This window comes from Arthrobacter vasquezii (genome assembly GCF_029455255.1).
GTDB lineage: Bacteria > Actinomycetota > Actinomycetes > Actinomycetales > Micrococcaceae > Arthrobacter_D > Arthrobacter_D parietis.
Genome location: NZ_JAROKN010000008.1, coordinates 81,798 through 106,088 on the forward strand (window position 1 = coordinate 81,798; position 24,291 = coordinate 106,088).

At 62.8% G+C, this 24,291-nt stretch carries 22 protein-coding genes and 1 tRNA gene; 6 read left to right on the forward strand and 17 right to left on the reverse strand.

All coding sequences use genetic code 11. The features are described from left to right. Window positions 1-7: 7 nt before the first annotated feature. Window positions 8-3,421, reverse strand: a complete 3,414-nt coding sequence (locus P4U43_RS05640) for a pyruvate carboxylase (protein WP_277357839.1) — start codon at window positions 3,419-3,421, stop codon at window positions 8-10. A gap of 228 nt (window positions 3,422-3,649) precedes the next feature. On the opposite strand from P4U43_RS05640, the gene P4U43_RS05645 reads away from it, so the two are divergent. After that, window positions 3,650-4,477, forward strand: a complete 828-nt coding sequence (locus tag P4U43_RS05645; RefSeq protein WP_277357840.1) for a ParA family protein — start codon at window positions 3,650-3,652, stop codon at window positions 4,475-4,477. Window positions 4,478-4,558: 81 nt separating this feature from the next. Here P4U43_RS05645 and P4U43_RS05650 read toward each other — a convergent pair whose 3' ends face one another. The 5 genes from P4U43_RS05650 to gcvH form a co-directional block, all read right to left on the reverse strand. After that, a complete protein-coding gene (locus P4U43_RS05650) occupies window positions 4,559-5,152 on the reverse strand; it encodes a MerR family transcriptional regulator (protein ID WP_056547084.1) in 594 nt (197 codons plus the stop codon). 181 nt (window positions 5,153-5,333) lie between these two features. Next, window positions 5,334-5,843: a bifunctional nuclease family protein gene (locus tag P4U43_RS05655; protein WP_277357841.1), complete on the reverse strand. Its 510-nt coding sequence runs from the start codon at window positions 5,841-5,843 to the stop codon at window positions 5,334-5,336. Between the two features lie 9 nt (window positions 5,844-5,852). Then, window positions 5,853-6,602: a transcriptional regulator FtsR gene (gene ftsR / locus P4U43_RS05660; RefSeq protein WP_056547078.1), complete on the reverse strand. Its 750-nt coding sequence runs from the start codon at window positions 6,600-6,602 to the stop codon at window positions 5,853-5,855. 8 nt (window positions 6,603-6,610) lie between these two features. Further along, window positions 6,611-7,087: an FHA domain-containing protein gene (locus P4U43_RS05665; RefSeq protein ID WP_056547075.1), complete on the reverse strand. Its 477-nt coding sequence runs from the start codon at window positions 7,085-7,087 to the stop codon at window positions 6,611-6,613. A 77-nt stretch (window positions 7,088-7,164) separates the two neighbouring features. Beyond that, window positions 7,165-7,551 carry a glycine cleavage system protein GcvH gene (gcvH, locus tag P4U43_RS05670; RefSeq protein WP_277357842.1) on the reverse strand — a complete coding sequence of 129 codons (387 nt, stop codon included), beginning with the start codon at window positions 7,549-7,551 and terminating at the stop codon, window positions 7,165-7,167. A 213-nt stretch (window positions 7,552-7,764) separates the two neighbouring features. On the opposite strand from gcvH, the gene P4U43_RS05675 reads away from it, so the two are divergent. From P4U43_RS05675 to P4U43_RS05685, 3 genes are all read left to right on the forward strand, one after another. Next, window positions 7,765-8,814 carry an ATP-dependent DNA ligase gene (locus tag P4U43_RS05675; RefSeq protein ID WP_277357843.1) on the forward strand — a complete coding sequence of 350 codons (1,050 nt, stop codon included), beginning with the start codon at window positions 7,765-7,767 and terminating at the stop codon, window positions 8,812-8,814. Window positions 8,815-8,909: 95 nt separating this feature from the next. Then, complete coding sequence (locus P4U43_RS05680; RefSeq protein ID WP_277357844.1) at window positions 8,910-9,554, forward strand: DUF6318 family protein; 645 nt, start codon at window positions 8,910-8,912, stop codon at window positions 9,552-9,554. 302 nt (window positions 9,555-9,856) lie between these two features. After that, the gene (locus tag P4U43_RS05685; protein ID WP_277357845.1) at window positions 9,857-10,513 is read left to right on the forward strand and encodes a hypothetical protein; all 657 of its coding nucleotides are present in this window, start codon (window positions 9,857-9,859) and stop codon (window positions 10,511-10,513) included. A 6-nt stretch (window positions 10,514-10,519) separates the two neighbouring features. Here the strand turns inward: P4U43_RS05685 and ligD are convergent, their stop codons facing one another. Beyond that, window positions 10,520-11,542: a non-homologous end-joining DNA ligase gene (gene ligD, locus P4U43_RS05690; protein ID WP_056547061.1), complete on the reverse strand. Its 1,023-nt coding sequence runs from the start codon at window positions 11,540-11,542 to the stop codon at window positions 10,520-10,522. 88 nt (window positions 11,543-11,630) lie between these two features. Continuing rightward, entirely contained in the window at window positions 11,631-12,413 is a 783-nt protein-coding gene (locus tag P4U43_RS05695; RefSeq protein WP_277357846.1) for a siderophore-interacting protein, read from the reverse strand. Between the two features lie 173 nt (window positions 12,414-12,586). On the opposite strand from P4U43_RS05695, the gene P4U43_RS05700 reads away from it, so the two are divergent. Then, a complete protein-coding gene (locus tag P4U43_RS05700; protein WP_277357847.1) occupies window positions 12,587-13,615 on the forward strand; it encodes an ion channel in 1,029 nt (342 codons plus the stop codon). An 81-nt stretch (window positions 13,616-13,696) separates the two neighbouring features. Here P4U43_RS05700 and P4U43_RS05705 read toward each other — a convergent pair. The 9 genes from P4U43_RS05705 to P4U43_RS05745 form a co-directional block, all read right to left on the reverse strand. Next, window positions 13,697-13,770: transfer RNA gene (locus P4U43_RS05705), tRNA-Pro, on the reverse strand. An 88-nt stretch (window positions 13,771-13,858) separates the two neighbouring features. Next, window positions 13,859-15,391, reverse strand: a complete 1,533-nt coding sequence (gene der / locus P4U43_RS05710) for a ribosome biogenesis GTPase Der (RefSeq protein ID WP_277357848.1) — start codon at window positions 15,389-15,391, stop codon at window positions 13,859-13,861. Window positions 15,392-15,409: 18 nt separating this feature from the next. Continuing rightward, window positions 15,410-16,108: a (d)CMP kinase gene (gene cmk, locus P4U43_RS05715; protein ID WP_277357849.1), complete on the reverse strand. Its 699-nt coding sequence runs from the start codon at window positions 16,106-16,108 to the stop codon at window positions 15,410-15,412. Continuing rightward, window positions 16,105-17,217 carry a prephenate dehydrogenase gene (locus tag P4U43_RS05720; protein ID WP_277357850.1) on the reverse strand — a complete coding sequence of 371 codons (1,113 nt, stop codon included), beginning with the start codon at window positions 17,215-17,217 and terminating at the stop codon, window positions 16,105-16,107. Before P4U43_RS05720 ends, cmk begins: the two co-directional genes overlap by 4 nt. A 3-nt stretch (window positions 17,218-17,220) precedes the next feature. After that, window positions 17,221-18,393 carry a pseudouridine synthase gene (locus tag P4U43_RS05725; protein WP_277357851.1) on the reverse strand — a complete coding sequence of 391 codons (1,173 nt, stop codon included), beginning with the start codon at window positions 18,391-18,393 and terminating at the stop codon, window positions 17,221-17,223. A gap of 23 nt (window positions 18,394-18,416) precedes the next feature. After that, window positions 18,417-19,076, reverse strand: coding sequence for an SMC-Scp complex subunit ScpB (scpB, locus tag P4U43_RS05730; protein WP_404800706.1), 660 nt, complete (start codon window positions 19,074-19,076; stop codon window positions 18,417-18,419). Continuing rightward, window positions 19,060-19,971: a segregation and condensation protein A gene (locus P4U43_RS05735; RefSeq protein ID WP_277357852.1), complete on the reverse strand. Its 912-nt coding sequence runs from the start codon at window positions 19,969-19,971 to the stop codon at window positions 19,060-19,062. The genes scpB and P4U43_RS05735 overlap by 17 nt, the downstream gene beginning before the upstream one ends. A gap of 15 nt (window positions 19,972-19,986) precedes the next feature. Next, the gene (locus P4U43_RS05740) at window positions 19,987-20,874 is read right to left on the reverse strand and encodes a ParA family protein (protein WP_056547036.1); all 888 of its coding nucleotides are present in this window, start codon (window positions 20,872-20,874) and stop codon (window positions 19,987-19,989) included. A gap of 242 nt (window positions 20,875-21,116) precedes the next feature. After that, window positions 21,117-22,544: a cation:dicarboxylate symporter family transporter gene (locus P4U43_RS05745; protein WP_277357853.1), complete on the reverse strand. Its 1,428-nt coding sequence runs from the start codon at window positions 22,542-22,544 to the stop codon at window positions 21,117-21,119. Between the two features lie 170 nt (window positions 22,545-22,714). Between P4U43_RS05745 and P4U43_RS05750 the strand changes: the two genes are divergently transcribed. After that, window positions 22,715-24,291: sensor histidine kinase (locus tag P4U43_RS05750; RefSeq protein WP_277357854.1), on the forward strand; the 1,577-nt coding region annotated here is incomplete at its 3' end.

Genomic DNA, 24,291 nt, shown 5'->3' on the forward strand with positions numbered 1-24,291 from the left:
GCACCTTTCAGGAGGGATCGATGACCAGGAGGAGGTCGCCGCCTTGTACCTGTTCGATGGCGCCGATAGCGAGCCGTTTGACGGTTCCGCCGACGGTGGTGGTGATGCCTGCTTCCATCTTCATTGCTTCAATGGTTGCGACAGTGTCACCTGCCTGGACGGTGTCACCTTCAGCCACGCTGACTGTGACGGCGCCCGCGAACGGTGCGGCGACGTGACCGGGCTGGGCAGGGTCGGCTTTCTCGGCGGCCTTGACGTCACTGTGGACACTGCGGTCGCGTACGACGACGGGGCGCATCTGCCCGTTGAGGGTGCACATCACGGTCCGCATGCCCTTCTCGTCCGGTTCAGAGACTGCCTCGAGGGTGGCGATGAGGCGGACACCCTTCTCGAGTTCGATGACGTGCTCGCTGCCCTGCTGCAACCCAAAGAGGTAATCGCGGGTGTCCAGGACGGACACGTCTCCAAAGGTATCCCGAGTGGTCTGGAAGTCCTTCGTGGGCCCTGCGAACAACAACCGGTTCAACGTGGCGCGGCGGGTCGCCGAGTCCCCCTCCAGTGCCTGCTGGTCTTCGGCGGCCAGGTCCGCGTCGCGGACCTTGATGGTGCGTCCCTGCAGGGCCTTGGTGCGGAACGGTTCAGGCCAGCCTCCGGGCGGGTCGCCGAGTTCACCGCTGAGGAACCCGATCACGGAATCCGGGATGTCGTAGCTTTGCGGGTTCTCCTCGAACGCGGCAGGGTCCACGTTCGAGCCCACGAGCTGCAGGGCGAGGTCCCCGACGACCTTGGAGGACGGGGTGACCTTCACCAGCCGGCCGAGCATCCGGTCCGCCGCCGTGTACATGTCCTCGACGGCTTCGAACCGCTCACCCAGACCCAGGGCAATGGCCTGCTGGCGGAGGTTGGAGAGCTGACCGCCAGGAATCTCGTGCCGGTAGACACGGCCCGTCGGCCCGGGCAGCCCGGACTCGAACGGGGCGTACACCCGCCGCACTGCTTCCCAGTACGGCTCCAGGGAGCTCACAGCCTCCAGCGACATGCCGGTGTCACGTTCGGTGTGCGCGAGGGCTGCGACCAGGGCGGAGGCAGAGGGCTGGCTGGTGGTTCCGGCCAATGAAGCGCTGGCGACATCGACGGCGTCGACCCCGGCGTTGGAAGCCGCCAGCAGGGTGGCCAACTGACCACCCGCGGTGTCATGGGTGTGCAGGTGGACCGGCAGGTCGAACCGCTCACGCAGCGCGGTGACAAGCTTCGCCGCCGCCGCCGGGCGCAGCAGCCCCGCCATGTCCTTGATTGCAAGGATGTGCGCACCGGCGTCGACGATGCGCTGCGCAAGGTCGAGGTAGTAATCCAGGGTATAGAGCTTTTCCTCCGGATCGAGCATGTCCGAGGTGTAGCACAGGGCCACCTCGGCGACGGCGGTTCCGGTATCCCGGACAGCGCGGATCGCCGGTTCCATCTGCGAAACATCGTTCAGGGCATCGAAGATCCGGAAGATATCGATACCCGTCGCTGCGGCTTCCTGCACGAACGCTTCGGTGACCGCTTCCGGGTACGGGGTATAGCCGACCGTGTTGCGGCCACGCAACAGCATCTGCAGACACACGTTGGGCATCTCAGCGCGCAGCGCAGCGAGCCGCTCCCACGGGTCCTCGCCCAGGAAGCGCAGCGCGACATCATAGGTAGCCCCGCCCCACGCCTCAACAGAGAGCAGTTCCGGCATCTTCGCCGAGACCGCCGCACCTGCCGCGGCAAGGTCACGGGTACGGACCCGGGTCGCCAACAGGGATTGGTGAGCATCCCGGAACGTGGTGTCAGTGACCGCCAACGCCGTCTGCGCGCGCAACTCCGCAGCGAAACCCTCCGGACCCAATTCCTGCAGCCGCTGCCGGCTTCCCGGACGCTTCGCCGTGTCCTGCTCCGGCTCGGTGATTTGCGGTAGCTTCTCGGCCGGGTCAAGCTCAACCGTGAGTTCCCCGTTGGGCTTATTCACGGTGACATCAGCGAGCCAGTTCAGCAGTTTCGTGCCACGGTCAGCGGAGACCCGGGCCGTGAGCAGTTCGGGGCGCTCATCGATAAACGAGGTGGCGACGTTACCGGCGATGAAGTCCGGATCCTCCAGCACCGCCTGCAGGAATGAGATGTTCGTCGACACTCCACGCACCCTGAACTCCGCCAGCGCGCGGCGTGCCCTGCGGACCGCGGACTCATAGTCCCGGCCGCGGCAGGTGAGCTTCACCAACATCGAGTCGAAGTGCGGGCTGATCTCAGCGCCCGCATAGACCGTGCCACCATCCAGGCGCACACCCGCGCCGCCGGCCGACCGGTACGCGGTGATCTTCCCGACATCCGGGCGGAACCCGTTCGCCGGGTCCTCCGTGGTGATCCGGGACTGCAGGGCAGCACCCCGAAGCCGCACTGAATCCTGCGACAGGCCAAGATCCGCCAGCGTCTCCCCCGCTGCTATGCGTAGCTGTGACTGGACGAGGTCGACGTCGGTGACTTCCTCCGTCACCGTGTGCTCCACCTGGATACGCGGGTTCATCTCAATGAAGACGTGCTGCCCGGCGCGCTCACCGACCGTGTCCACGAGGAACTCCACCGTTCCCGCGTTCACGTAATTCAAGGCCTTCGCGAACGCGACCGCGTCACGGTACAGCGCCTGACGGATGTTCTCATCAAGGTTCGGTGCCGGAGCGATCTCAATCACCTTCTGGTGACGGCGCTGCAGGGAACAATCCCGCTCAAACAGGTGCATCACGTTGCCCTCGGCGTCGGCGAGGATCTGAACCTCAATATGCCGCGGGCGCAGGACCGCCTGCTCAAGGAACATGGTCGGGTCACCGAACGCGGAGTCTGCCTCGCGCATCGCCGCCTCAAGTGCTTCGCGCAGGTCCTCCCGTTTGTCCACCCGGCGCATACCGCGCCCACCGCCACCGGCGACCGCCTTGGCGAAGATCGGGAAACCAATCTCATCCGCCGCCGCGACCAGCTCCTCAAGGTCCGAGCTCGGCTTCGAGGACTTCAGGACCGGGATACCAGCCTGACGGGCTGCTTCCAACGCACGGACCTTGTTGCCGGCCAGCTCCAGCACATCAGCCGGCGGGCCGACGAAGGTGATCCCGGCGTCGGCCGCTGCGCGTGCCAGATTCGGGTTCTCCGAAAGGAAACCATAGCCAGGATAGATTGCGTCGCAGCCCGCCTCCTTGGCTACCCGAACGATCTCATCGACGTCCAGATACGCGCGAACCGGATGGCCTTCCTCACCGATCAGGTACGCCTCATCGGCCTTCTGCCGGTGGATCGAGTTGCGGTCCTCCTGCGGGAAAACCGCTACCGTCTTGGCGCCGGTTTCAAAACCCGCCCGGAACGCACGAATGGCGATTTCGCCTCGGTTGGCTACCAGAATCTTCGAGAACATTGCTCTCCTGTGCTCTTGCGGGTTCGATGGAACGACAACTTAGCGTCCCCAGCCTACATTTGGTCTTTCTGGTCACAGTAATCTGCGTTCACGAGCCGGTAACTTCTTGTCGCGCCCCACCGTAGAGCCGAGTTCGTCGGAACTATCGGTCCACCTATGATGAATAGGTGTGCGGGCACCATAGATCCTGCGATCCGGGCATCTCAACGTTAGGTATTGGTTCAACAAGTGCAAGTAGTGAGCATCAGCAGCCTCAAAGGTGGGGTCGGCAAGACCTCGGTCACCCTTGGACTCGCATCGGCGGCGATGTCCGCTGGAATCCCCACACTTGTTGTTGATCTCGATCCCCACGCGGACGCCACCACCGGACTGGGTGTTCAAGCCGGCGACCAGACTGACATCGGCCGTCTGCTGAAGAATGCACGTCGGGGAGATCTTGCAGCCAATGTGGCGCCAAGCGGTTGGGTGAGTAACGCCGTCAAGCGCGGCTCGAACGGCACGGCTCCCGTCCTCGATGTCGCGATCGGCTCTGCGTACTCTGGCATTTACGACCGCCCCGACTTGGGAAAGCGCGACTTACGCCGCCTGTCGATGCTGCTGGAACGGGTCGAGGATTACCGCCTTGTCCTGATTGACTGCCCACCTTCGCTGAACGGCCTCACGCGCATGGCCTGGACTGCGAGCAACAGGGTTCTGCTTGTTGCCGAGCCCGGACTGTTCTCCGTTGCCGGCACTGAACGGACCATGCGGGCCATTGAACTTTTCAAGAACGAGTTTGCACCGAACCTCACACCCGCAGGGATAGTGGCCAACCGGGTGCGCACCGGTTCCAATGAGCACACCTTCCGGTTGAACGAGATGAAGCAGATGTTCGGCGACCTCCTGCTCAGCCCAACCATCGCAGAACAGGCCAACTGGCAGCAGATCCAGGGCGCGGCGCACGCGGTGCACCACTGGCCGGGTGAATCGGCCAAGCAGGCCGCCGGGTACTTCGATGATTTGCTCCGTGCGCTGCTCGATTCCGGCCGTATGCGCAATCGCGTGGCGCGCCGCTAAAGCACGGCCTGCGATCTATTCAATCCTGACGCAGGACACAAAAATGCCCCGCTCGGGGCGGGGCACAATGCACACTTCCGGTCAGCTGATTTTGCGGGCTTCCCGTCGCTTGCTCAACTCGTCATCCGGGAAGTTCTGGTCGGCTGCGTGCTCGCTGGGTAGCGCTGCGAGACTGCCTTCAACTTCCCGCCATACACGCCCGACGGCGATGCCGAAGACTCCCTGCCCGCCCTGGACAAGATCAATCACTTCGTCTGCAGACGTGCACTCATATACGCTCGCGCCGTCACTCATCAATGTGATCTGCGCAAGATCCTCGACGCCGCGCTCCCGCAGGTGCTCAACGGCGCTGCGAATTTGCTGAAGTGAAACTCCGGTGTCCAACAGACGTTTAACAACCTTGAGCACCAGGATGTCCCGGAAACCGTAGAGCCGCTGGGATCCAGATCCCTTGGCGCCCCGGACCGCCGGTTCAACCAGGCCGGTGCGCGCCCAGTAATCGAGCTGGCGATAAGTGATGCCTGCGGCTTTGCAGGCTGTGGGGCCGCGGTAACCCGCGTCTTCATCCAACACAGGGAGGTCTTCGGTGAAGAGCAGGCCCTGTGCGCTGGCAGGTATCGCAGTACCCGTAGCGGCCGCGTTGGCACCCGTACCGGCGTCGCCTTTCGGACTCACGTGTTGCCTCCTCGTTCTGGTTCCCGGGGGGAAGTGGCGCAAGCCGAGGTCCACAGGGGTTTATTGAGTGTTGCCCTGAGTTTACAGCTAGTGCAATGGGAACTGTATGCTTCGACGTTAGATCTCCGGGTGCCCGAGGTCAAAGATGCCGTACATAACAATCCAACCGTGTCGTTTTTGCTTACTTCTCAAAGTCTTCGGGTTCGACGTCGGCCAGGAACTCGCGGAACTGTTTCAATTCACGCTCAGCGTTAGCCTGGCCTTCGGGGGAAGCCGCCTCGCCGTCGTCGTCGTCAGCTTCTGCGATCTCCACCCCGGTGTCCTCCATGACCTGTGGGGCACAGTAGATCGGGCATGGCACACGCAGTGCGATTGCTATGGCATCTGACGCACGGGAACTGACAGTGGTTCCGTCCTCAAACACCACCTCAGCGTGGAACACCGTATCCTCAACCCGAACGATCCGGACCTCAGTTACGGTGTGGTTCAGTGCTGCCACCATGCTGACCAGGAGATCATGAGTCATGGGCCGCGGCGGAACAATGCCCTGCTGGACGAAGGCGATTGCACTGGCCTCAGGCGCACCGATCCAGATGGGGATGTGGCGCGTGCCTGCGGATTCCTTGAGCAGCACGAGGGGCTGATTGGACGGCAGCTCGATGCGAACGCCCACAACATCCATCTCGATCATGTCTGCCTCCTAATTTTCCATCCGCGCAATCTGACCCTGGACGAGGGCGCTGTGGAGGTTCAGACACAGCTCACTGATTTCGCGAGCGGTTTCTGCAGCCCGGGCCTTGGATGCAACGTCCCGGCGGGAGGCGACCGGGGCGACGACGCTCTCAACAAGACCGAGTTCACGGTCCGCTGCAGCACGGAAAGGACGAAGGTGCCGCGGCTCGATTCCGTGGGACTCCAACTGGACGCACGCACGAGTGATCTTCAGCGCGTGTTCATCGAAACGGCCCTCCACCTCGGCGATGAGACCGAACGCCATGAGGTCCCGAACCAGTTCCGGGCGTGCACCTGCCTCCGCGGCCAGGGTTTCCCGCGTGAGCCGGCGAGCGTGCGATCCGAGCTCGCGGGCTAGCTGCTCCGAGACCATCCGCGGCGCGAGAGTGAGACCGCCGGGCAGGTTCTCGGGGCGCTCTCCCCGGTCCACCGCGTCGAGGTAGTCCTTGATGACTTTAAGCGGCAGGTACTGATCGCGTTGGAGGGCCAGGACAAAACGCAACCGCTCGACGTCGACAGGCGTATATTTCCGATAGCCCGCACGGGTGCGCTGAGGAGTGATTAGGCCTTTTTCCTCCAGGAACCGAATCTTGGAGGCACTGATGTGCGGGAAGTCCCCGGCCAGCTCAGTGAGGACCTCCCCGATATTCAGTACGTTCCCGCTGACACGCTCCGGGGCTACACCCACGGGTCGCCGGGACGGCTGGGAGGAGGGCATGAAAGTCCCTAGACCTGACCCTGCGGCTGCGACACGCTCCCGGCAGCATAGAAAGTGAGGCGGAACTTGCCGATCTGCACTTCGTGACCGTTGCGCAGCACCACGCTGTCTACGCGATCATTGTTGACATAGGTGCCGTTGAGGCTGCGGGAGTCAACAACCCGGAAGCCCTCTGCTTCACGGCGAAATTCAGCATGCTTGCGAGAAACCGTGACGTCATCGAGGAAAATATCAGCGTTCGGGTGGCGTCCGGCCGTCGTGACATCTTCGTCCAAAAGGAAACGAGCACCGGCATTCGGTCCGGTGTGTGCTATCAGCAGTGCCGATCCGGCCGGGAGGGCGGCAACGGCCGCGAGTTCCTCGCGAGTGAGCCGCGGTTCCACCGACGTGGAGGTCTGCGGCGGCAGTCCTATTGTGGTGGTTTCAGGTGAAGGCACATGCGATCCCGAAGCGTCCTGTGCGGCTGCGTTGTTCTCGCCTACCATTGAAAATTTCCTTCCCCAAAACTCGTGGCCAACCGGTTACCCGGCTGGCCACCATCTGTTTGCCTGAGCCGGTAACCCTAGCCTACCTGCTGTGAGTATTCCGACGAACTGAGAAGCTCCTTGACCACCGAGCTGTCCTCCACCTTGATTTCAAGCAGCCAACCGTCGCCGTATGGATCGGTGTTGATCAGGGCAGGCTCGCCGTCGAGCGCTTCGTTACGGTTGACGACCTCGCCGGTGAGCGGGGCGTAAATGTCGCTGACACTCTTGGTGGATTCAACTTCACCGATGACATCGGATGAACCTACTTTGGAGCCGGCCTCCGGCATCTGGACATAAACGACGTCGCCGAGCGCATCCTGGGCGAAGTCGGTGATGCCGACACGAACAACGCCATTGTTGTCGGGGGCTGTGACCCATTCGTGTTCAGCCGTGTAGTAAAGGTCTTCGGGAATGTTGCTCATTGTCGGCCTTTCGTGGGCACCGGACGGATGATTCCTGGCATGCGGTAAATAAGCGGCGGCCCCTTCTCTTCCGATCGGGGGCCTTAGGAACGAGTATAGGCACAGTGCCCATGCCGTGCGTCACCTCTTTCGGAACGTTCAATTCCAGCGTCACCGCGCTGCACATATGCCGTGTCCATGGAAATTCAGATCTCGATGAGACAGGATCGATCCATGACTGACCTGCCCTTCCCGATTCAGCCGATGCTCGCTAAAGCCGTGGACGCTGTCCCGGAGCCAGACAGCGTTCCCGGCGGACTCAGCTACGAACCGAAGTGGGACGGCTTCCGCGCGGTTATCCATGTGGAGGACGGGAAGTGTGAAATCGGCAGCCGCGGGTCCAAGACGCTCACCCGGTACTTTCCCGAGCTCGTAGAGGCACTGCTCGAGAACCTACCTGAGCGGTGCGTGGTCGACGGAGAGATTGTTGTCCGCCGCGGTGAACCTGGAGCTGAGCGCCTCGACTGGGAAGCTCTGTCGCAGCGGATCCACCCAGCCGACAGCAGGGTCCGCCTGCTCGCCAAGGAGACACCGGCGTCGTTCATTGCCTTTGATCTGCTCGGTCTTGACGAACACAATCTGTTGGATGTCCCTTTCTCAGAGCGCCGAAAGGCGTTGGAGGGAATTGCTGAAATGTTTTCCGAACCGGTGCACCTCTCACAGGTGACCGACGAGGTCGAGCTCGCTCGGCGTTGGCTGGTCGAGTTCGAGGGTGCCGGGCTGGACGGTGTGGTCGCCAAGCCGCTGGCGGCTGCCTACGAGCCGAATAAACGCCGCATGCTCAAGGTCAAGCACAAGCGCACTGCCGACGTCGTTGTACTTGGCTACCGCGTACACAAAAGCGGTCAGGGTGTTGGTTCGCTTCTTTTGGGCCTGTACGACGACGGCGGTGAGTTGCGTAATGTCGGCGGCGCCTCCGCATTCTCCGACAAGCGACGGTTGGAACTGATTGACGAGCTTGAGCCCGATGTCATCCGGGATGAGGACGGCGCGATTGTTCGCGGTGAGACGGACCGGAGCCGGTTCGCTTCCGCGAAGGATGTTTCGTATGTCCGCTTGCATCCGCGACGGGTCATGGAGGTGCGGTACGACCAGATGGAGGGCGACCGGTTCCGGCACACGGTGCAATTTGATCGGTGGCGCCCGGACAGGGAAGCGCGGTCCTGTACGTTCGAGCAGCTGGAAATTCCGGCGGCATACGACCTCAGCGAGGTGCTCGCCTAGGCGTCGTTACCCCTGTGTGTGGATAACTGCTGGCGTGTCAACCGACTCTGGTTAGGATGGTTGGCAGCTTACTTCATCACAGGTTCGGGGAATTTATGAATCAGTCTCGCCTGGCGTGTGCCCTTGCCGGCGCCGCCCTTTCAGTTCTTGTTCTCGCCGGGTGCTCAGGTGTTGATCCCGGCGCAGCTCAGACGCCGTCGGAATCTCCATCGGCGTCAGCAGTACCTTCGGCGTCTGAGGCACCATCAGCCACGCCCACGCCGACGCCGTCTCCCGCTTCCGCAGCCGGGCCCGCCGTGAACATTCCGGTTCCGGAAAAGCCGGCCCTTGCGGACGAGAATACGGTGGAGGGGCTGGAGGCGTTTACGGAGTGGTGGTTTGAGCTGCTGAACTACGCATACGCGACGAACGATCTCGAGCCGCTGAATGCGGTGACGGATGAAGGTTGCACTTCTTGCGACAACATCGAGGAGTCCATTGCGAGTGTGTACGTGGACGGCGGTTGGCTACGAGGAGGTGACGTCAATCTGGAGACCTTCAAATCCGAATTCGTGCCTAACACCTCAGGTTCCATCTCCTCGTTCGCCTTCGTAACACAGGACTCTGCCACTTACTACGACTCTTCAGGTGAGGTGATTCGGGAGGGAGACCCTTACAGCGAGCCAACGGCACGGCAAACGGTGGCAGTGTTCGCTGAGGGTTCCTGGCTGATGCTCGATCTTGGCACGCCGGGCGCATAGCGATGAGACGAATCGCAGCTACCGTTTCGAGCGTCCTTATACTCACCGCTTCGAGTCTTCTATTTTCACCGAATGCGTGGTCAACTCTGGACGCTGGTCCCGACGTCGGTTTCCTCCCTGATACTGGCGTCGGCATAGGAAACTTCTCGCAAGGGAATGAAGATGCATCTGGCAATGACACTGGCAGTGCAGAAGCGCCAAGAAGCGAAGCACCAGTAGCGCTGCCCGACCCCTATGTGACTTATACATACGAGCGTGTGTGTCTGCAGGGTGTAGAAAGTTTCCTTAGCCCTGCAGATTGCGTGACCATTGACGCTGAATGCGATTCTGAACCCGACGGTGCCATGGTCGAGTGGATTGCTATCGACAGCTCCACGACTCCCCCGACGGAGACTTCAACCGGGAACACAACCTGCCTCTATCCAGGCTCGCCTGCGCCAGAGCCGCCGAACGGCGGAGAGGTGGCGGAACCGGCGGTAGTCATCACTCTCGAGGACTTCCAGAGTCAGCCGATCATCGCCGCTGCCGTAATTTCAGAGCCGAACAACTTCGGGCTACTGGGCGGACACAACAACTTCTGGGCGGACGTTGAAGAACAAGAGTTTGCCTTCGAAACCCTCGGCGACCAGGTGCGGATCCGTGCCTGGCCGGTGGCCTACGACTGGAACTATGGCGACGGCACTACCCGGACCACCCAAACCGCCGGGAACGCCGTCCCCGAGTCGGACTGGCTCTTGGTGGAAACACCCACCAGTCATGCCTACGGCGAGACCGGGGACTACAACCTGGTCCTCACTACCCGCTTCAATGGGGACTATTCGGTCAATGGCGGGCCATGGATTCCTATCGCGGGACAAGCCGCGGTTCAATCAGACCCGCACCTGATCAGTATCTGGCGCTCGGATAACCGGCTTGTGGACGGCACCTGCGCAGAAAACCCGTCAGCGTGGGGGTGTTAGCCAGACCTATTTGTCTTTCTTCGCCCGGCTTGGCTGAACCCTTGGGGGCTCCCCCGGCATCTTGGGGTAATCGGGCGGAAACGGCAGCTCCCCGAGACCGGAATCCAGATCCCGTTGCCACCATTCGAGCAGCGTGTCGATAGTCCCTGGCTTCTCGTGGAAGTCGGCCCACGGGTCACCGACCGTACGCAGCCGATCCGGCACCGTCAGGATCGTGAAGTCCTTGGGGTGTATCCTCTCAAGCTCTTCCCACGTTATGGGACAGGAAACCGGAGCGTGTGAGAGCGCCCGCGGGCTATATGCACCTGCGATAGTGCGGTCCCGGTTCGCTTGATTGAAGTCGACGAATATCCGCTCGCCCCGCTCCTCCTTCCACCAGGAGGTGGTCACCTGCTCAGGCATACGCCGCTCAAGTTCACGGGCAGCAGCAATCACCGCATGCCGTACATCAAGGAACTCCCGCACGGGCTCAATAGGCGCGTACACGTGGATCCCCCTGTTACCCGACGTCTTCAAAAATGCGTTGAGCCCGGCCTCCTGCAGCACTTTCCGCAGCTCCATCGCAGCCGGCACGGCGTCGTCGAAATCGGTGCCGGGTTGAGGATCCAAGTCGATGCGCAGCTGGTCTGGGTTGTCCGAGTTGTCGGCACGGGACGGCCACGGGTGAAATACGACGGTATTCATCTGGGCTGCCCACACCGCTGCCGCCGGCTCATCTATCACCAGCTGCGGGTGGGACCGCGCACTCGGATACTCGACCTTCACGGAGCGGATATAGTCCGGTGCACCCTTCGGCGGGTTCTTCGAGAAGAACTGGTCACCATCGATGTTGTCCCCAAAACGCTGCAGCGCGAGCGGACGGTCTCCATTGGCCGCAATGAAGGCATCGCCTACATCGATGAGGTACTTCGCCAGATCAAGCTTCGTCAGTCCGAGTGCCGGCCACATGACACGGCTGGGACTCGAGATGCGTACTTCGCGGGTGCCGTGCGGCCCATCAACGGATAAGACTGTCGCCTCGGATGCCATGCGTCCAACATACTCTGCAGGACCACGAACGCACCCGACGCGGCACGCCGCAGATCGAGCATGCCGCAGATCGAGCATGTCGAAAGGGTCACGTAGGGAGGACCACACCAATCGGCTCGCGCTTCTCGGCCTGGAACTTGTCTTCGGTACGCCCAGCAGCCCAATATCCGGACAACGAGAGCTGGTCTTTGGACAATCCGCGATCCTTGAGGAAGACGTCCCGCAGCGCCTTCATGGATTCCCGCTCGCCGTGCGCGAAGACTTGTACGCGTCCAGTCGGCCACTGATATCCGGTGACCGCAGCGGCGAGTAGCGACTTCGTCCTGTCATCACGCGCGTCACGGTGAACCCAAACGATCTCTACACCGGACGGTTTCGAGAGCTCGAGGACGTCGTCGTTTCCGCCGCACTCAAGGAAAGCAACGCCCACAGCCTCCTCCGGCAGGTACTCAAGGGCCGCGGCAATGGCAGGCAGCGCTGACTCATCACCGGCAAATAGGTGCCAGTCGGCATTCGCGTCAGGAGCGTAGGCTCCACCCGGGCCCATCAATGCGATCGGGTCTCCTTGCTTTGCTTGGGCCGCCCAGGGACCGGCCAAGCCCTCATCACCGTGAACGACAAAATCGATGTCGATGGTCCGGTCAATCGAATTGACCTGCCGAACCGTGTAGGTACGGGTGACCGGAACGTCCTCGGGCGGCAGCTGTTCACGAAGCGCAGCGAGATCGTAGGGCGGCTCAAGTCCGAGTTCCGGCTTCGCGAACAAGAGCTTCACATAGCTGTCAGTGACGTCCTTGCGCTGAAACTGGTCGAATGCAGGTCCACCAAGTGTCACCCGCACCATGTGAGGGGTCAGCCAGGAAGCACTCACGACATCAAAAATAAGCTGCGGCCGCGCCGGCTTTGCCTTCTTCGGGACATTATTCACACATCCAACTTCTCACGCCCGGACACGTTCCACTGAATCTTCACGGGCTCGAAGCGTGCCGGGCCCAAGGGCATAGGGTCAGAAAGTGATCGCCCATCCCCAGGAAGGAACGCCGGGTGCCGTTTGTACTCTCCCGCTTGATTCGCCGACTTGGCCGCTCCCGCATCTGGGTGGCGCCGGGTCTCATTATCCTTACAGTGTTCCTGACCAGTTGGCCGCTCATGGCATGGGCAGAGCCATCCAGCAACACCATCACGTCACCAGAGAACTACTGGTGGTGGTTCATGGTTACGGCTTCCACTGTCGGTTACGGCGATTTCTTTCCCACTACAGTCGGCGGGCACCTTGTTGGCGTCTACGTCATCATCGGCGGCATCGTTACCCTGACCACGCTATTCACCCGCATCGCAACCGCGATCGAAAACGCGAAAGGACGGCGCATGAAGGGTCAGTCAGACCTCGATATGTCGGACCACCTGGTGATTGTCGGCTACACGCCCGGCCGCACCGAACGGCTGGTGCAGGAGATCCTGGCAGACAGCGCTGACCCAGTGGCGCTATGCACCTGGGAAGACGTCGCCGAAAACCCCATGTCGGACCACGCCAACCTCGGCTTTGTCCGCGGTGACCTCGCCGAAGAAGGCGTGCTGAAGCGTGCCGGGGTCCATCGCGCAACGCGGATCCTCATCGACGCTCGGGATGATAATGAAGCGCTGACCATCACTGTGGCTGCCACGCACGTAAACCCCGACGCGCACATCGTTGTCACGTTGCGGGATATGAGCCGCGCCCGCAACTTCTCCTACGTGGACGACGACGTCCGCTGCGTCCAGTGGCACTCACCGCGTCTCGCTATCGAAGAACTCCAAGACCCGGGTATTGCAATTGTCTACGCGGACCTGATGTCCCATGGGGGCAGGAATACCTACAGCACAACGCTGCCTGACACGCTGTCGACCATGAACTTCGGCCAGGTGCAGGAAGCATTGGGGCGAAAGTTCACTACGACGGTGCTTGCAGTTCAACACGAAGGAGCCGTCATCAATCCCGGATGGGACTCGCCGCTGCCTGCCGGCTCAGTTCTCTATTACGTAGGCGAACGCAGGCTCTCAGCGCAGGAAATCACCGGCGCCATGTCCAGGTAGCGGGGAGCGGAAACTCCGCCCCGAAGGACGCCCGGGGAAGGAAAAAGGTCCCGGAAACCGTAAGTTTCCGGGACCTCGCTGTCGGGATGACAGGATTTGAACCTGCGACCCCCTGACCCCCAGTCAGGTGCGCTACCAAGCTGCGCCACATCCCGATTGGCGCGGACATACGGTCCGAACCACCTCAAGAATCCTATCCTATCGCTGCCCTGACCAGCGAACCGGTGCAGGGCGACGATGCATCTACTTCTTGCGTCCGCGCTTCTCCCGAACGCGCATCGAAACCTCGATCGGCGTCCCCTCGAAACCGAACGTCTCACGCAGGCGGCGCGTGATGAACCGGCGGTATCCCGGGTCGAGGAATCCGGTGGTGAAGAGGACAAAACGCGGAGGACGCGATGAGGCCTGCGTCCCAAACAGGATGCGCGGCTGCTTTCCACCGCGCACCGGGTGCGGATGGGCTGCAACGAGCTCACCAAGGAACGCGTTCAGTTTGCCGGTGGGGATGCGCTTGTCCCAGGACTCGAGCGCCCGATCAAGTGCAGGTACAAGACGGTCCTTGTGCCAGCCGGTCATCGCGGAAAGATTGACGCGTGGCGCCCACTCCACGTGCGCCAGGTCCTGCTCGATCTCGCGCTCCAGGTAGCGGCGGCGTTCGTCGTCGAGCAGGTCCCACTTGTTGAACGCGAGCACCAGCGCACGGCCGGATTCAATGGTCAGATTGAGGATCCGCACATCCTGCTCACTGAGCACCTCATCAACCGCGAGGAGGACGACGGCGACCTCCGCCTTCTCCAGCGCGGACTGAGTGCGCAGCGACGCATAGAAATCGGCGCCCTGCGCCATATGCTGGCGTCGGCGGATGCCCGCAGTATCGACGAAGCGCCACACACGGCCACCGAGCTCGATCATCTCGTCCACGGGATCGCGCGTGGTGCCGGCCAACGGGTCAACGACAACCCGCTCGGTACCTGCCAACTTGTTCAGCAGTGAGGACTTGCCGACGTTCGGACGCCCGATCAGCGCAACCCGGCGCGGGCCGCCGGAACGCTCCAGTCCGCCGTGCTCGGAAAACTCCGGCATGAGCTCAACAGCCCTGTCCAGCATGTCCGCCGTACCGCGGCCGTGCAACGCGGACACCGGCATCGGCTCGCCGAAGCCAAGCGACCAGAGCGCTGCGGCATCGGCCTCATTCTGGATGTCGTCGACCTTATTGGCGACCAGGATGACCGGCCTCTTCTTGCGCCGCAGCATCCGCACGATCGCCTCGTCGGTGGCGGTAGCCCCGACCGTTGCATCCACAACAAGCAGCACGGCATCGGCGAGGTCGACGGCGGCCTCAGCCTGGTCGGCGACGCGAGCGTGAATACCGCGCGCATCATGTTCCCAACCGCCGGTGTCCACCAGCGTGAAGTCGTTGCCGTTCCAGGTGGCCGAGTACATCACGCGGTCACGCGTGACACCCGGAGTGTCCTCCACGACTGCCTCGCGGCGTCCGAGGATGCGGTTAACGAGCGTCGACTTGCCGACGTTGGGACGCCCGACGATCGCAAGGACCGGATCCAGCCGGACCGGGGCGTCGTCGTCGTAATCGCCCAACTCCTGCGCGAGGAGGGCTGCGTCCTCCTCGTCCAGCTCATAGTCCTCCAGACCGGCGCGCAGCGATTCAGCACGACGCTCAGCCTCCGCATCATCCAGGGCGTGGATGTGTTCGGCTACGGAGTCCTCGCCCGTGGGCTCGTACTCTTCCTCAAGTCCGGTCTGGTTCTCGCTCATATTTCGCGATCCTTCGTTTTATTGGTGGGCGACAGTGCGAACGACGTCGAGCACCGCCGCCACTGTCTGCTCAAAATCCAGGTCCGATGAGTCAACGGTAACTACACCGTTTGCGGCCTGCTGAAAATTCACCACTGAGGAGTCCTTTGCGTCACGCGCAAGGACCTGCTGCTTCAGTTGCTCGACTGTCTGGGTACCGCCGAGTTGATCCCCGCGTCGCCGAAGCCGCGCCTCCTCGCTGGCGGTCAGCAGGATGCGTACTTCCGCGTCAGGGGCGACGACGGTGGTGATGTCCCTGCCTTCTGCCACGATGCGGTGGTGGGAGTCGGCAATGATCTGGCGCTGCCGGCGGATCAGTTCGCTGCGCGCACCGAGGGTGGTCGCGACGGCGCTGACGGCCTGCGAAACCTGCGGTTCGCGGATGGCGTCCGTGACGTCGATTCCGCTGATCAATACTGACTCGGTATCCGGCCGGGTACTGATGGACAGATCGAGTTCACGGGAGGCTCGTTCCACCGCGCCGGCGTCGGAGAAATCGACGCCCTTCTCGAGGCAGTGAAGTGTCACCGCACGGTACATTGCGCCGGTGTCGAGGTAGGCCGCGTGAAGCCGTCGGGCAGTTTCCCGGCTGACGCTGGACTTGCCCGAACCGGACGGCCCGTCGATGGCCACGACAAGTGATTTGCCCAATCGGAAGTGGGCGAGAGATGCAGTCACTGGACCACCTTCCAACCGCGGTTCGTCAGGAAATCGGTGAGCTCGTGCCGCTTGCCGGGCAGTACGGAGACCTCGGCCATGCCCACCTGCCGCTCAGGTGAATGTTCCAGGCGGAGGTCCTCAAGGTTGATTCCGGTTTCCCCGATGTCGGTGAGCAACCGCGCGATCTGCCCCGGAACGTCATCGACCAGCACGGTAAGCCGGGCAAAGGCTTCCGGCGGTGTGCCGTGCTTGCCTGGAATACGTGCCTGGCCGATGTTTCCTTCGGCCATCAGCTGTGCCATGTCCAGGCGGGCGCCCTCCCCCGCCGGATTTTCGAGCGTCCTGATCAGCCGGTTCAGGTCCTCGCGCACCCCGTAGAGAATCTCCACGAGCCGGCCGGCATTCGCCGACAGGATCTGGACCCACAGCCGGGGGTCGCTCGCGGCGATACGCGTCACGTCCCGGAGCCCGTTCCCGGCGAGGGACAGCGCGTGTGCGGGCGTGTCCTGCAGCCGGCTCGCCAGGAGGGACGACAACACCTGCGGCAGATGTGAAATAACCGCAACTGACTGGTCATGTTCCTCGGCGGACATCCGCGATACGACTGCGCCCAGGTCGATAGCCAGGGCCTCGGCCGTGCGTACCGCTTCCGGCGCACTGCGCTGGGATGCGCAGATCACCCACGGCATGGACGTGAAAAGCTCAGCGCGGGCCGCTACCGGCCCGGATTTTTCGCGCCCCGCCATCGGGTGGGTGCCTACATAGCGTGAGAGGGCGTCGTCGTCGGCTGCTTCCAGAACCGGCTTCAGCACCGCATCCTTGACACTTGCAATATCGACGACGACGGCGGCCGGATAGGCTGCCAGCGCATCAATCACGAGCGCACCGGTGACGTCAGGCGGCGCTGCAACAACCACGAGTTCCGGCGCGAATGCGGCATCAGCCGGCTCAAGCGGCCGGCCGGCTCCGATGTCCTGCGCCACCGCCTGGGTGGACGGGGAGATGTCCGACAGGACAACATCGATTCCCCGCGCGCGCAGACCGAGCCCGATACTGGTGCCGAGCAACCCGGTGCCGACGATAAGCACGGGCCCCGACAGGTGTGTGCCTCCGTTTGTTACGGTCATCGGCTACATCTCCACAGCGGCCAGGAGGTGCCCAACTTCCTGACGGCCGAGAACGCGGATGCTGCCCTGACGCTGGTCGCCGACGCGAATTGGACCGAACTGGGTGCGGACCAGACGCTCGACCGGGTGCCCGATGGCATCGAACAAGCGGCGCACCACGCGGTTGCGGCCCGAGTGGAGAACGACCTCCACGAGCACGTGTCCAGGAGTGGAATCGACAAGCCTGAAGGAATCGACCCGGGCGATGCCGTCCTCCAGCTCGATGCCTTCCTTCATCTGGGCGCCGATGCCGTGGGCCATGGGGCCACGGACCTGCACCAGGTAGGTCTTGGGCACCTCGAACGACGGATGCGTCAGGCGGTTGGTCAGCTCTCCGTCGTTGGTCAGCAGCAGCAGGCCTTCGGTTGCGACGTCGAGGCGGCCGATGTGAAAGAGACGCTCGCCCTTGCGGTTCTTCAGGAAGTCGCTGATGCAGGGGCGGCCTTCGGGGTCTTCCATAGTGGAAACGACACCCTTGGGCTTGTTGAAGGCGTAGTACATCATGGTCTCGTTGAGCTGAAGACGGAGGCCATCGACGTGGATCGCTGCGGTCGATGCATCGACGCGCACGCCGAGGTCCGTCACTATGGTGCCGTCAACCTCGACGCGGCCGTCACGGATCATGTCCTCGCACACCCGGCGGGAGGCGACGCCGGCGGACGCCATGATCTTCTGCAGGCGGACGCCGTCGGGATTGTGCACATCGAGCCGGTCGACGGGCGGAGCCTTGGGGCGGCGGGGGCGGTGCACTGCGCCGAGATTGCGGCCGAACCGCTCCTTGCCAAAGGGCGCTGACCCGGCGGAAGCACCACGCTGACCGCTGCGCGCTGCTTTCGGAGCGCCCTTGCCTGCGCCGCCACTCTTGGGAGCACCGGCACCCTTGTAACCGCCTGCGCCCGCACTCTTCGGAGCACCGGCACCCTTGTAACCGCCTGCGCTCTTGCCAGCACCGGCTCCTTTGTAACCGCCTGCGCCCGCACTCTTGGGAGCACCGGTGCGTTTGGGGCCGTCGTACTCCCTGCCTGCGCGTGCGGGCTTCGCGTCACCGGCGTCCCTGGCGGGCTTGCCCCCGGAATCGGAGGCAGGATTACGGCCGTCGCGGTTCCTTCCGGATCCGGAGCGGGGCGCCTGTGTCATTGAAAGTCCTTAGCTGTTGTACGTCAGTACGTGGTGTGATCGAAGTCCTGCAGGTTTTCCAGTCCGGGCAGGTGCGGAGAAAGCTTGGGCAGATCGGCAACGGTGCCAATACCCAATCTTTCCAGAAAAAGCGGTGTTGTTCCGTAGAGCACCGCGCCGGTCTCCGGATCGGTAGCAACATCGGCGACAAGTCCACGTTGAACAAGGGTGCGGACCACGGAGTCCACATTCACCCCGCGGATTGCCGACACCCGCGAGCGTGAGACCGGTTGCCGGTAGGCGATGACGGCGAGGGTTTCCAGAGCTGCCTGCGAAAGCCGCGCACTCTGTCCGTCGAGAACAAACCGTCCGACGACGGCAGCGAACTCGCTGCGCGTATAGAACCGCCACCCGCCGGCGACATTTCGGAGCTCAATACCCCGACGCCGCGTTGGTCCGGGTTCCGGGCCCTGACCAGTATAGCCGTCATACTCGGCCATCAATTCCGCGAGCGCTTCCTGCACCTGCTGGACAGGAACTTCCAGCGCTGTGGCCAACTGCATCTCGGTCACCGGTTCCTCAACGACAAGGAGCACGGCCTCGACTGCGGCCGGCACTCCGCCGGATAAAGAGGCGACGTCAGTCACCGACCCCTCGCCCGGCTCACCGCGAGTGCCGTCAGGTGTTTCAGTTCGCTCGCTCACGGACTCCTCCTTCTGCGTTCTCATCCACAACCGGCGACACGTCCTGATCGTATTCCTCGCTGATGCGCTCCGCTGACCAGTCCCGCTCCCCCGCCGACCACCGGACAGTCAGCTCCCCCAGCGGCGCGGCCTGGTCCATGGTGATGACCATGTCCCGGAACATTTCCAGCAGGGCAAGAAAACGGGCGACGACGACAACAAGTGAGTCCGCGTCTGCCGTGAGCTGGCGGAAGGACAGGACTCCCTGCTCCCGCAGGCGGTGCCCGATGATGTCGGCTTGCTCGCGGACGCTTACTGCCGGAGCGTGGAGGTGACCAATGCCCACTTCGGTAGGCGCCGGTTCGCGGGGCTCCAGCGCTTTCGCGGCGATCGCGGCAAAGTCCGACGGCGACATTCGCCAGGTGAGCTCGGGCATCATTGCGGCGAGCTGCGGTTCAAGCGCTACCTCACGCGGGAAGCGTCCGGCCTCTTCGGCGAGGCGCGTGCCCAACTGCCGGGCGATTTCCTTGAATGCCTTGTATTGCAGCAGGCGCGCGAAGAGAAGGTCACGGGCCTCGAGCAGTGCGATGTCCTCCTCGTCCTCAACTTCCCCCGATGGCAGCAACCGCGCCGCTTTGAGATCCAGGAGGGTCGCGGCGATGACAAGGAATTCGCTTGCTTCGTCCAGTGAAAAACTGTCCCCGGCTGCACTGAAAGCGCGGATGTAGCCGATAAACTCGTCGGTGACCTTCGCGAGGGCAATCTCGGTGATGTTCAGCTCATGCTTGGAGATGAGGCTCAACAAAAGGTCAAACGGTCCGTTGAAGTTGTCGAGCCGGACTTCGAACCGCCCGGCCTTCTCAGGCTCCGGCAGCGCGAGGGGGGCGCCGCCGTCGTCGTGAGCGTCCTGCGCCATCAGGCGGGGTGCCTGCTAAGGCGCGCCGCCGCGGGAGATGAGCTCCCGGGCGAGGTTGCGGTAGGCATCCGCGCCGGAGTGGTTACCGGCGTAGGTGGTGATCGGCTCTGCGGCGACGGTGGCATCAGCGAACTTGATGGTGCGCTTGATGACCGTTTCGAAGACCTTGTCTCCGAAGGCTTCCACGAGACGGGCGATGACCTCTCGGCTGTGGAGGGTCCGCGCGTCGTACATGGTTGCGAGGACGCCATCGACCTGTAGTCGCGGATTGAGGCGGTCCTGAACCTTCTCGATGGTTTCAACCAGCAGCGCAACGGCGCGCAGCGCGAAGAACTCGCAGATGAGCGGAATGATGACACCATGCGCCGCGGTCAACGCGTTGACTGTCAGGAGACCGAGTGATGGCTGGCAGTCGATGAGGATGACATCGTAGTTGTCCTCGACCTTGCGCAATGCGCGGTCCAGGACCTGCTCGCGGGCGACCTCATTGACCAGCTGCACCTCGGCGGCGGAGAGGTCGATATTCGCGGGGAGGAGGTCGATGTTCTCGACGCCGGTGCGCTGGATGGCGTCCTCGATGTTGACCTTGCGGTCCATGAGGACGTTGTAGACGGTGACGTCGAGCTCATGCGGGTTGGTGCCGAGGCCCGCGGAGAGCGCACCCTGCGGATCGAAGTCTACGAGGAGGACACGTCGGCCCGCTTCTGCGAGCGCGGCGCCCAGGTTGATGGTGGACGTGGTCTTGCCGACACCACCCTTCTGGTTCACCATGGCGATGACGCGGGCTGGGCCATGGGAGGCCAGCACCGGCGGTTCGGGAAATTCGGTGACCGGACGTCCGGTGGGGCCAATCTCTGAGTCGGTTGCGTCCTTCAGAGTTGTGGAACCCTGTTCGCTACTCACGTATCTATCCACGCTTCCGTCTAGTGCTTGTCCAGTAACAAGTTACTGTTCGCTTGCTTCCCCACGTTACAACCGCTCCCCTCCGGAGCCGTGGAAATGTAGTGTTCGCGGTGCGCGAGCCTTGAGTCTCAACTTGAGGTTCAAGCTTGAGAGCCTGGCTGGCGGTGGAGGTCAATGAAACAGCAGGACACGCCCCCTATGAGCCTGCAAAAGGGGCGTGTCCTGACAATTCAACGGGGGGATCAGCGCGTGGCGCCGACCCTTTCCGCTTCGCGGCCGGTGATGTGGGCTTCGGCGATGTCGGTCTTGGTTTCTGCGCCGTCCTCGGCGGTGTCCGCTTTGGCATCTTCGAAGTGACCGGCAGTCATGGTCGCTTCGTCGAAGGGCAGGCGGCCGGCCAGCACTTCGTCCACCTGACCGCGCTCGATCTCCTTGGTCCAGGTACCGATCAGCACGGTGGCAACGGCGTTGCCGGTGAAGTTGGTCAGTGCGCGTGCCTCGGACATGAAGCGGTCAATGCCCACAATGAGGCCGACGCCGTCCACAAGGTCGGGGCGGTGCGACTGCAGGCCGCCTGCCAGGGTGGCCAGGCCTGCGCCAGTGACACCTGCTGCACCCTTCGACGCGATGATCATGAAGATCAGCAGCGAGATCTGCTCGCCGAGCGCCAGCGGGGTACCGAGGGCGGAGGCAACGAACAGCGATGCCATGGTCAGGTAGATGGCGGTGCCGTCAAGGTTGAAGGAGTAGCCGGTAGGAACCGTGACACCGACTACCGGCTTGGAGACACCCAGGTGCTCCATCTTCGCGATCAGGCGGGGCAGTGCTGCTTCCGAGGACGAGGTCGAGAAGATGAGCAGGTACTCGCGGCCCAGGTACTTCATCAGCTTGAAGATGTTGATGCCGGTGACGATCTTGAGGAGACCGCCGAGGATGACGACGATGAAGATGATGCAGGTGACGTAGAACGCGGCCATCAGGGTGAACATGCTCACAATGGCCTGGACTCCGGTTTCACCGACGACGGCGGCAATGGCCCCGAAGGCGCCGATCGGTGCGAGCCACATGACCATGATGAGGATGCGGAAGACCAGCGCTTGGATGTGGCCGATGCCGCGCAGGATCGGCTTACCGGCCGTTCCCATCTTCTGCAGCGCAAAACCGACCAGCAGGGCGACGAAGAGTGTCTGGAGGATGCTGGTGCCGGTCAGCGAGGACAGCAGGGTGTCCGGAATGATGCCGAGCAGGAAGTCAACCGTTCCCTCAGCTTCCTTGCTCTCCGTCTCATAGGTGGCGCCGGAAATGTCCAGGCCTGCACCGGGCTTGACGATATTTCCGACCACGAGGCCGATTCCCAGGGCGAACGTGGACATCAGCATGAAGTATCCGAGGGCCAGACCGCCGACTTTGCCGACAGTTGCCGCTTTCGCAATGGACCCGATGCCCAGCACGATGGTGCAGAAGATGATCGGGGCGATCATCATCTTGATCAGACCGATGAAGGCCGTGCCGATGGGCTTGAGTGATTTGGCAACCTCAGGCGCAGCGAGGCCAAGAATTGCGCCGGCGATGACGGCGACGATGACGGCAATGTAGAGAAAGTGGGTCTTATCCACCTTCTTGCGGGGTTTGTCGACCGAAGCGGCAGACTGTGCAGGCATCTTCGCCATGCTATTTACTCCTTATGCTGGTAGGCGGCCCGATGGCCGGTTCCTAACCATCGTGAGCGCTAGAGTGATGCCGGTCACGATTGCGTTCATACTGTTCGCCGGACCGTGAACAATGCTGGGCAACTGCCAGAAGAACGGGCGCCGTCGCAGGCGGAAGGAGCGTGATCCGAGTGAGGAACTGGAGCCTGGCACGTCAGTTCTTCATTGGCCAACTCGTCTTCGTCCTCGCGCTGACCACGACCATCTCCTGGGTCCTCTACCTCGATGCGGAGGACAACACCTTCGATTCCGCATCGGCGCGCATGCTCGCAGTCGCCACGACGTTCGCCAACGATCCCTTCGTCCTTGAAGCGGTGCAGTCACCGAATCCCTCGGACCTCCTGCAGCCCTACGCAGCGGAAGTGATGGATGAGCTCGGCGTCGATTTCGTGACCATTATGGACACCGACCGCACCCGCTACACCCACCGAAACCCCAGTGAGATCGGCGGCCAGTACATCGGATCGGTTGAGCAGGCGCTTGGCGGAGTCCCTCACGTCGAGTTGTTCACGGGGACACTGGGACCGTCAGTCCGTGCGATTGTCCCGGTCACTACACCGGATAACACCGTCACCGCCCTGGTCTCGGCCGGTGTCACCGTGGACACCGTGTCCATTGCGCGCAATGCGCAGTTGCCGCTCGTCTGGCTCATTGCAGCCGGTGCGCTCACCGCCGGAACAATCGTTTCCCTGGTGCTGAGCCGCCACCTTCGCCGGGCAACGCTCGGCCTTGGCACCGAACAGCTCTCGCGCATGTTCGTGTTTTACGATTCAGTGCTGCACTCCGTGCGTGACGGCCTGGCGCTGACCAACCTTCGGGGGGATCTGGTGCTCTACAACGACCAGGCCGCAGCGCTGCTGAACTTGCCGCCGTCGGTTCCGGGCGAGCCAAAGCCCGCGTCCGACGTCGGACTCTCGCCCTCTATTCGCGAGCTGCTGGCGAGCGGCCGCCGCGCGGTGGACGAAATCCATGTCACCGATGACCGTGTGCTGGTGGTCAACCAGGAACCGGCCGTCCCGGCGTCGGGAACAAAGCCCCTGGGCACAGTGACCACCATCCGCGACCACACCGAGCTGGAGGCCCTCTCGGACGAAGTTCAGACCATGCGTACCCTGACCGAAGCGCTTCGGGCGCAAACCCATGAGCACGCCAATCGTCTGCACACCATCGTGTCCCTCATCGAACTTGATCGCGGGACGGAGGCCCTCGAGTTTGCGACGAGGGACCTTCAGCAGTCGCAGCAGCTCACCGATGAGGTGGTGGCCGCCATCGACGAACCGTTCATCACCGCGCTCCTGGTGGGCAAGGCGGCGCAGGCGAACGAACGGGGGCTGCACCTGGACATCGATGTTGCAGGCACCCTCGAAACCCACGGCATGGATCCGAGGGACCTCGTCACGATCATCGGCAACCTGCTGGACAACGCGTTCGATGCCGCCGCCTCCTCGGAGGAACGGTCCGTCTCGCTTTCGATCCACACAGCGGGCGACGACGCCGGCTTTGTTGACATCGAGGTCGGCGACAGTGGGCCCGGCTTGAGCGAGGCCCAGCTCGGCACGATCTTCACGCTGGGCTCCAGCTCCAAAGGCACGGCAGGAACTCGCGGTCTCGGGCTGGCACTGGTTCGGCAGGCCGTGCACCGGCTCGGCGGCACCATTGCCGTCACCAACGACGGCGGCGCACTCTTCACGGTCCGCCTCCCGGCCGG